Genomic DNA, 6,998 nt, shown 5'->3' on the forward strand with positions numbered 1-6,998 from the left:
CACCGTCGGGCTGCCGCTTCCGCACCCGCTGCTGGAAGGCCCAGGAACGCTGCGCCACCGAAGAACCCGCCCTGGTCCCCCGGGACGGCGGCAACCAGGCGACGGCCTGCCACTACCCCGAGAGGGGAGCACTGTCAGAAACCAGGGAGGCGGTGCCGGGCTGACCCGCCGCCGACGCGCGCAGGAGGACCACGACGGGGTGGGGCCGACCGTGCCCGGCGCAGGGATCAAGCCTGACCGCCCGGAGCCGGGCACGGTCGGCCCCACCCCTCACACCGACCGCCACGAATCGTCAGGCAACGACGACGCCTGCGGACCCATCATCAACATCCCCCCGTCCACCGGCCAGGACGCCCCGGTGACGTAAGCGGCGGCGGGCGAGGCGAGCAAGGCAACGACCGCCGCCACGTCCCGGGCGTCCCCGGGCCGCCCCACCGGCACCCCCGGACGTTCCTGGGTGAACGGGTCCACGTCCTCCTGTCCGGTCATCGGGGTGGCGATCTCACCGGGCGCGACCGCGTTGACGGTGATCCCGTCCGCCGCCAACTCCTGCGCCATCACCTTGGTGAGCAGCCCCAGCCCGCCCTTCGCCGCGCAGTACGCCGACGACCCGACCCGCGGGGCGTGCTCGTGCACGCTGGTGATGCTGATGATCCGGCCGCCCCGGCCGGCCGCCCGCATCCGCCGGGCCGCCCGCTGGGAGCAGAGGAACGGCCCGTCCAGGTCCACGGCGAGCACCTCCCGCCACTGCTCCCAGGCCACCTCGACGAAGGGTGTGGCCAGCCCGGTACCGGCGTTGTTGACCAGCACACCGAGCCCGCCGAGCCGGTCGGCCAGCTCGTCGACGACCGCGGCCGCCCCGGGCAGCCGGGTCAGGTCCTGCTCGGCCACCTCGCAGCGGCGGCCGGTGGCCCGTACCTCGGCGGCGGTGCGTTCGGCGCCGTCCCGGTCGCCGTACCAGGTGATGCCGATGTCGAAACCGGCCTCGCCGAGCGTCACGGCACACGCCTTGCCGATGCCGGAGTCCGCGCCGGTGACGACCGCGATCCGGTCGTAGTCCTCATATCGCAGGGGCATGCTGCCGCACTACCCGGATCGGGCGAGGGAGAACCAGACCGGGTGTAACCGCTCCGGCCCGGGGTAGCCGGGCGGGCATGGACCTGGTCGAGGAGTCGCCGTACCGGTTCCGGATCGACCGGCACGACCCGATGCGGGTGCCGGGGGTGGTCTTCGCGTCCCGCGCGCTGCTGCCCGACGCCGGGGCGGACAAGTCGCTGGAGCAGGTGGCGAACGTGGCCACCCTGCCCGGCATCGTCGGCGCCTCCTACGCCATGCCGGACGTGCACTGGGGCTACGGCTTCCCGATCGGCGGGGTCGCCGCCACCGACGTCGAGGACGGGGGAGTGGTCTCGCCCGGCGGGGTCGGCTTCGACATCTCCTGCGGGGTTCGGCTGCTCACCGCCGACCTGGACCGGGCGGCGCTGCGCCCCCGGCTGGACGCCGTGATGGACGGCCTGAGCGAGTCCACCCCGCGTGGCATGGGCAAGGGCGCCGTGTGGCACCTGACCGACGGGACCGAACTCGACGCGGTGCTCCGCGGCGGCTCCCGGTACGCCGTCGAGCGCGGCTTCGGCGTCCAACGGGACCTGGACCGCTGCGAGGACTACGGCGCGGTGGCCGACGCGAACCCCGCCCAGGTGAGCGAGCGGGCGGTGGAGCGGGGCGCCCGCCAGGTCGGCAGCCTCGGCTCCGGCAACCACTTCCTTGAGGTGCAGGCGGTGGAGGAGGTCTACGACGAGGCCGTGGCGGGCGCCTTCGGGCTCCGCGCCGGCCAGGTCTGCGTCATGATCCACTGCGGTTCGCGGGGGCTGGGCCACCAGATCTGCACGGACTACGTCCGGGGCATGGAGAAGGTGATGCCCGGATACGGCATCCACGTCCCCGACCGGCAGCTCGCCTGCGCGCCGGTCTCCTCCCACGAGGGCCGGGCCTACCTGGGGGCGATGGCCGCCGCGGCCAACTACGCCCGGGCCAACCGGCAGCTGCTCGCCCACGCCGCCCGGCAGGTCTTCGCCCGGGTCACCGGCTGCGACCTCGACCTGGTGTACGACATCTCGCACAACCTCGCCAAGATCGAGACGCACGAGGTGGACGGGGCGCCCCGCCCGCTCTGCGTGCACCGCAAGGGGGCCACCCGGGCCCTCCCGCCGGGGCACCCCGACCTGCCCGACGACCTGCGCCCGGTCGGACAGCCGGTGCTCATCCCCGGCTCCATGGGCACCGGCTCCTACGTGCTCACCGGCGTGCCCGGCTCGCCGGCCTGGGCGTCCACCTGCCACGGCGCCGGCCGGGTGCAGAGCCGCAAGCAGGCCACCAAGGCGGTACGCGGGCACGACCCGCGCCGCGAGCTGGAGGCACAGGACATCGCGGTGCGGGGTGCCAGCCGGCGCGGGCTGGCCGAGGAGATGCCGGCCGCGTACAAGGACGTGGCCGCCGTGGTGGCGGCGGCCGAGGGCGCCGGCCTGTGCCGGAAGGTGGCCCGGCTGGTCCCGCTCGGCGTGGTGAAGGGCTGAGCCCCGCTCAGACGTCCAGCGTCACCGCGCAGCGCCAGCCGGCGGATTCCGCGGCGAAGCACAGCTCGTGCAGGGACACCGCCTTGGGGACCGCACCGACCAGCTCCACCGCGTCGGTGCCGGTGGTCCGCCAGCGCACCGCCAGGCCGCCGTCGCCGGCCGCCCGCACCTCGGTCTCCAGGGGCAGCTCGCCCGCCGTCTCCATCCGGAAGATGACCTCGTCGAGGACGCCGACCAGCAGGTCCGCGTCGGCGCCCGGCGGCACCCGGAAGTCGGTCTCCCCGTCGGCGGCGGCCCCGGTGGTGTCCACGAAGGTGTCCACCAGGGCGGTGACCGCCTCGGCCACGCAGCCCTCCCGGTCCGGCGCCCACGCCTCGATGCGGACGTCGGCGGTGTGCGGGATGTTCCGGTGCCCGCGGGCCGGTCGTCGCTCCATGCCCCGATCATGCCCCCGGCGGTCGGGTGCCCCACCGGTTTTGTCGCAGCCGGTCGCTAGGGTGCGACGCATGATCGCCGATGACTCCGACGCCGTCACCGTCACCTTTCTCAGCATGATGCGGGCCCTGCTGCGGGCCGAGCGGGTGGGCGACGACAGCCTGGGCCGCACGGTCGAGTTGGCCCGGCGCTGGTGGGGCGCCGGCGACGCGCAGGACGCCCGGCTCGCCGCCGCGCTGCGCGAACTGCACGGCGAGCCCGACGACCCCCGCCAGGTGGCCGGCGCGGCGACCGCGCTCGCCGCCGACACCGGCCTGCTGACCCCGCCCGACCCGCGGGGCGCCGCGATCGCCCGGTTCGCCGCGAACGCCCGCCGGCTGCGCACCGGCGAGATCACCCCGGCGGAGTTCGACGAGATCATGGCGACCGACGACCGGGACCGCCCGGACGCCTGACCGTCACCGCACGTCGGCCGCCCCACCTCGACCCGCCGGCCCGGCGGCCGTCGCCGCGCCGACGACGATGTCACCGCACCGCCCGCTCGCCGGTCGTAGGAAACGAAGCGACCGACCCGGGAGGGGACGATGTGGACCCACAGCAACACGTCAGACAGGTGTACGCCGCCTCGGCGGCCCGGCTGGTGGCCCAGATGTACGCGATGACCGGCGACTACGCGGAGGCGCAGGACGTCGTGCAGGAGGCGTTCGTCCGGGCGCTGGCCCGACCGGCCCGCTTCCGAGAGGTGACCAACCCGGAGGCCTGGCTGCGCACGGTGGCGCTGAACGTCGCCCGGTCCCGGCACCGGCGCCGGGTGCTGCTGCACGGCCTGGTCCGCTCCGGGCGGCTGGACCCGGCGCGGCCCAGCGCGCCGGACCTCACCCCGGACCACGTCGCCCTGGTGGCGGCGTTGCAGCGGCTGCCCCGGCAGGCCCGGGAGACCGTCGTGCTGCACCACCTCGCGGACCTGCCGGTGACCGAGGTGGCCACCGCGCTGGGTTGCTCCGTGGAGGCGGTGAAGACCCGCCTGGTCCGGGCCCGCCGTGCCCTCGCCGACCACCTCGGCGACGACGACCCGGCCCGACCGGCCCCGGCCCGACCGCGGCGGGAGGCCCACCATGCCTGAGCTGGACTTCACCGGCCTGAGCGCCGCCGCCGAGGCCGCCTTCAAGCCGCACTTCGAGCAGGTCGCGACACGGGCCCGGCGGCGTCGTCGCCGGCACCGGATCCTGGCGGTCACCACGGTCGCCCTGCTGGTCACCGGTTCGGGGGTCGCCGTCGCCGCCCGTCATGACGACTCCGGCGCGCCCGCCGCCCGGTTCGGCGCGGACCGCACCCCGGACTTCATCCCCACGCCGGGCGCCACGCCCACCGCCGATCCCGGCCCCGGCCGGCAGGCCCTCACCGGCCGTCCCGCCGTCGGCGACCTGACCCACGTCTACCTGCGCTGGACCGAGTGCCGCAGCGGTTGCCCGCTGCGCTGGGCGGGCACCGACGACGGCGGCCGGCACTGGCGCACCGGCCCGCTTCCGGTGCCGGACGACGCCATGGTGGACCTGCGGTCGGCCGGGCCGCGCACGATGGTGGCCTGGTACCAGTCCCGGTCCGCGCCGGTGCCGCAACGGTGGATCGCCAGCGCCGACGGCGGGGCCACGTGGCGAGAGGTGACCCCGCGGCGGGTGGACGCGCTGCCGGCCGGCTGGCGGGTGCTCGGCCAGCAGCCGGGCCCGAGCGACGTTCCCCTCGTGGCCGTGGACCCGGCCACCGGCGACATCGCCCAGCTCGCCAGGCGGTCCACGCTGCGCGACGCGGCGGTGGTGGAGAGCGTGCCGCCCGCCGCCGGCCTCTGGGTCAGCGGCCGGACCGGTCAGCATGTCGGCGACGGCGGCCGGATCATCTGGACCGGCGGCGCCGTCGACGTGAGCCGGGACGGCGGCCGTACCTGGTCGCGGCACGAGTTCCCGGACGACCTCACCGCCTCCGACGACATCGGCGGCCCGGCGGTCGCCACCCACGACGGGCACACCGTCTACGCGGTCGGCCGGGTGCGGGGCGCCCTCGTGGTGTGGCGCAGCACGGACGGCGGCGGCACCTGGGCGCGTGCCGCCGGAACGGCCCGGGTCGGCGAGCGCACCGTCCGGGCGGCGGTACGCCCCGACGGGGTGCTGGTGGTCCAGGCCGGCATCTCCGCCGGGGAGGACCCGCTGATGTTCGCCAGCTCCGACGGCGGCACGACGCTGCGACCCGCCCCGCTGGGCCCGGGGGCCGACCCGCGCCCGGTGCCCGGCGGGTACGCGCAGACCGGCTGGCCCGACAGCAAGGGCGCGTGGCTCTCCACCGACGGCGTCACCTGGACCTGGCTGGACCCGCCGGAGCTGCCCTGACCCGTGGGGTGCTCCCGTGGCCCGACGGGAGCACCCCTCACCCCGGGGCGACGAGGCCGCAGGAAGCCTCAGACGGTGCGCGTGGCGGGCGTCGCGAACTCGGGCGCCTCGGGGGTCAGCACCGCGCTCCGGGCCGGTGCCCCCCACACCTCGGCGAGCGCGGCGGCCAGCTCCGTGAGCATCCGGGGCACGGTCTCCGCGCCGCCCTCGTGCATCGCCTCGATCACCACCAGCACCTCGGCGGTGTCCGCGCGCACCGCCGAGGCGCCGCTCTGCCGGTGGGTCCAGCGCCGGGAGTGGGCGTGGCCGGCCGCGTCCGCGAAGATCAGCTCACCGGGCTCGGGGTGCTCCTCCTCCCCGCCGAGGGTCAGGTAGGTCTCCGTGCCGGTGGCCGGGCGCACGGTCAGGTCCCCGTCGATCCGGTCGAGGTCCAGCACGGCCACCGGCACGGCGTACCCGAGGGAGAGGGCGTTGCCCAGGTCGACCAGCGGGTGCAGCCGGGGCAGTGCCCCGTCCCGGCGGAACCGGCGCAGCAGCGACTCGGCGGCGCACCGGTAGCGGGTGGGCGGCGAACCCATCCGGGCGAAGGCCCGCCGCCACGCCTGGATCTCCGGGAAGCCGCCCTCCGGGCCGCCGGCCAGGCGGGCGCGGGCGGTGTCGGCGTACCGGCCGAGTCGTGGGGTGACGTCGACGCCGGGGTTGATGCCGGTGGCGTGCAGGACGCCGCAGGTCAGTTCGGGAAAGCTCGACCGGACCGGCGGGGTGTGCCGGAAGCGCACGGCGGACTCCTATCGGGCGGTGAGGGCCAGGCCGAGGCCCAGGGCGAGGAAGCTGCCGGCGAAGCCGTGCCGCAGCAGCGCGGTGAGCCGGGGCCGGGCCAGCACCCGGCGGCGCAGCGCGCCGGCCAGCAGCGCGTACCCGGCGAAGACCACGAGGGTGGCCAGCATGAACACCGCGCCGCAGGCCAGGTGCTCGTCGGCCGGCAGCAGCGGGCCGCGCTCGCGCAGCGCCGCCCAGGCCATCCAGAGCAGGTACGCCACCCCCAGCCAGGTCACCACCCGGAACGCCGGGGTGCCGGCGCGGAGCAGGGCCGCCAGCCCGGTCACCGCGGCGACCAGGTGCGGGACGAGGCTGAGGGTGCAGCCGGCGGCGGCCACCAGACCGGCCCGGCGGCCGGCGGAGAGGCCGGTGGCGACGGTGTAGACGACCCCGGTGCCCGGGGTGATCACCACGACGAGCGTGGTCAGCAGGAAGGCGATGCTCACGCGGTCCAGCCTGCGACCATAATGGTCTGATGGACAGGGCCAAACCGTCGGCGGTAGAGGGGTCCATAACGGCCGGCGCCGACTTCCTCCAGCTCGACGTCGGCGAGGCCCCGCCGGGTGGGCGGGCCGACTGGCTGGCCGCCCGGCTGCGGGCCGCCATCGCCGACGGCCGGGTTCCGGTCGGCGCCCGGCTGCCGGCCAGCCGGGTGCTCGCCGCCGAACTCGGCGTGTCCCGGGGCGTGGTGACCGAGGCGTACCAGCGGCTCACCGAGGACGGGCAGGTGGTCGGGCGGGGCCGGGCCGGCACCGTCGTGGTGGCCACTCCGGCCGCCGTGGTCACCCGC

9 protein-coding genes and 1 pseudogene are annotated in these 6,998 nt (G+C 76.4%); 6 read left to right on the forward strand and 4 right to left on the reverse strand.

What is annotated here, in order from left to right:
• Positions 1 to 164 (forward strand): annotated as a pseudogene (locus tag B0E53_RS39840) (dipeptide/oligopeptide/nickel ABC transporter ATP-binding protein); the annotation flags it as partial.
• Between the two features lie 106 nt (positions 165 to 270).
• Here B0E53_RS39840 and B0E53_RS31430 read toward each other — a convergent pair.
• Complete coding sequence (locus B0E53_RS31430) at positions 271 to 1,077, reverse strand: SDR family oxidoreductase (RefSeq protein WP_107079298.1); 807 nt, start codon at positions 1,075 to 1,077, stop codon at positions 271 to 273.
• Positions 1,078 to 1,154: 77 nt separating this feature from the next.
• On the opposite strand from B0E53_RS31430, the gene B0E53_RS31435 reads away from it, so the two are divergent.
• The gene (locus B0E53_RS31435) at positions 1,155 to 2,573 is read left to right on the forward strand and encodes an RtcB family protein (protein ID WP_107079299.1); all 1,419 of its coding nucleotides are present in this window, start codon (positions 1,155 to 1,157) and stop codon (positions 2,571 to 2,573) included.
• Between the two features lie 7 nt (positions 2,574 to 2,580).
• Here the strand turns inward: B0E53_RS31435 and B0E53_RS31440 are convergent, their stop codons facing one another.
• A complete protein-coding gene (locus B0E53_RS31440) occupies positions 2,581 to 3,009 on the reverse strand; it encodes an archease (RefSeq protein ID WP_107079300.1) in 429 nt (142 codons plus the stop codon).
• Between the two features lie 70 nt (positions 3,010 to 3,079).
• Here B0E53_RS31440 and B0E53_RS31445 point away from each other — a divergent pair, with 70 nt between their 5' ends.
• The 3 genes from B0E53_RS31445 to B0E53_RS31455 all read left to right on the forward strand — a co-directional run bounded on the left by B0E53_RS31445 (position 3,080) and on the right by B0E53_RS31455 (position 5,389).
• Positions 3,080 to 3,463, forward strand: coding sequence for a hypothetical protein (locus B0E53_RS31445; RefSeq protein WP_107079301.1), 384 nt, complete (start codon positions 3,080 to 3,082; stop codon positions 3,461 to 3,463).
• Between the two features lie 131 nt (positions 3,464 to 3,594).
• Entirely contained in the window at positions 3,595 to 4,131 is a 537-nt protein-coding gene (locus B0E53_RS31450) for a sigma-70 family RNA polymerase sigma factor (RefSeq protein ID WP_246835691.1), read from the forward strand.
• Positions 4,124 to 5,389, forward strand: a complete 1,266-nt coding sequence (locus B0E53_RS31455) for a sialidase family protein (RefSeq protein WP_146167834.1) — start codon at positions 4,124 to 4,126, stop codon at positions 5,387 to 5,389. The genes B0E53_RS31450 and B0E53_RS31455 overlap by 8 nt, the downstream gene beginning before the upstream one ends.
• Positions 5,390 to 5,457: 68 nt before the next feature.
• Here B0E53_RS31455 and B0E53_RS31460 read toward each other — a convergent pair whose 3' ends face one another.
• Positions 5,458 to 6,168 (reverse strand): phenylalanine--tRNA ligase beta subunit-related protein, encoded by a 711-nt coding sequence (locus B0E53_RS31460; RefSeq protein ID WP_107079303.1) that lies wholly within the window; start codon positions 6,166 to 6,168, stop codon positions 5,458 to 5,460.
• Positions 6,169 to 6,177: 9 nt separating this feature from the next.
• The gene (locus tag B0E53_RS31465; RefSeq protein ID WP_107079304.1) at positions 6,178 to 6,654 is read right to left on the reverse strand and encodes a LysE family transporter; all 477 of its coding nucleotides are present in this window, start codon (positions 6,652 to 6,654) and stop codon (positions 6,178 to 6,180) included.
• Between the two features lie 29 nt (positions 6,655 to 6,683).
• Between B0E53_RS31465 and B0E53_RS31470 the strand changes: the two genes are divergently transcribed.
• On the forward strand, positions 6,684 to 6,998 hold a 315-nt coding region (locus B0E53_RS31470; protein ID WP_146167835.1), incomplete at its 3' end, for a GntR family transcriptional regulator.

It is taken from the genome of Micromonospora sp. MH33, assembly GCF_003013775.1.
Taxonomy (GTDB): Bacteria; Actinomycetota; Actinomycetes; order Mycobacteriales; family Micromonosporaceae; genus Micromonospora; species Micromonospora fulviviridis.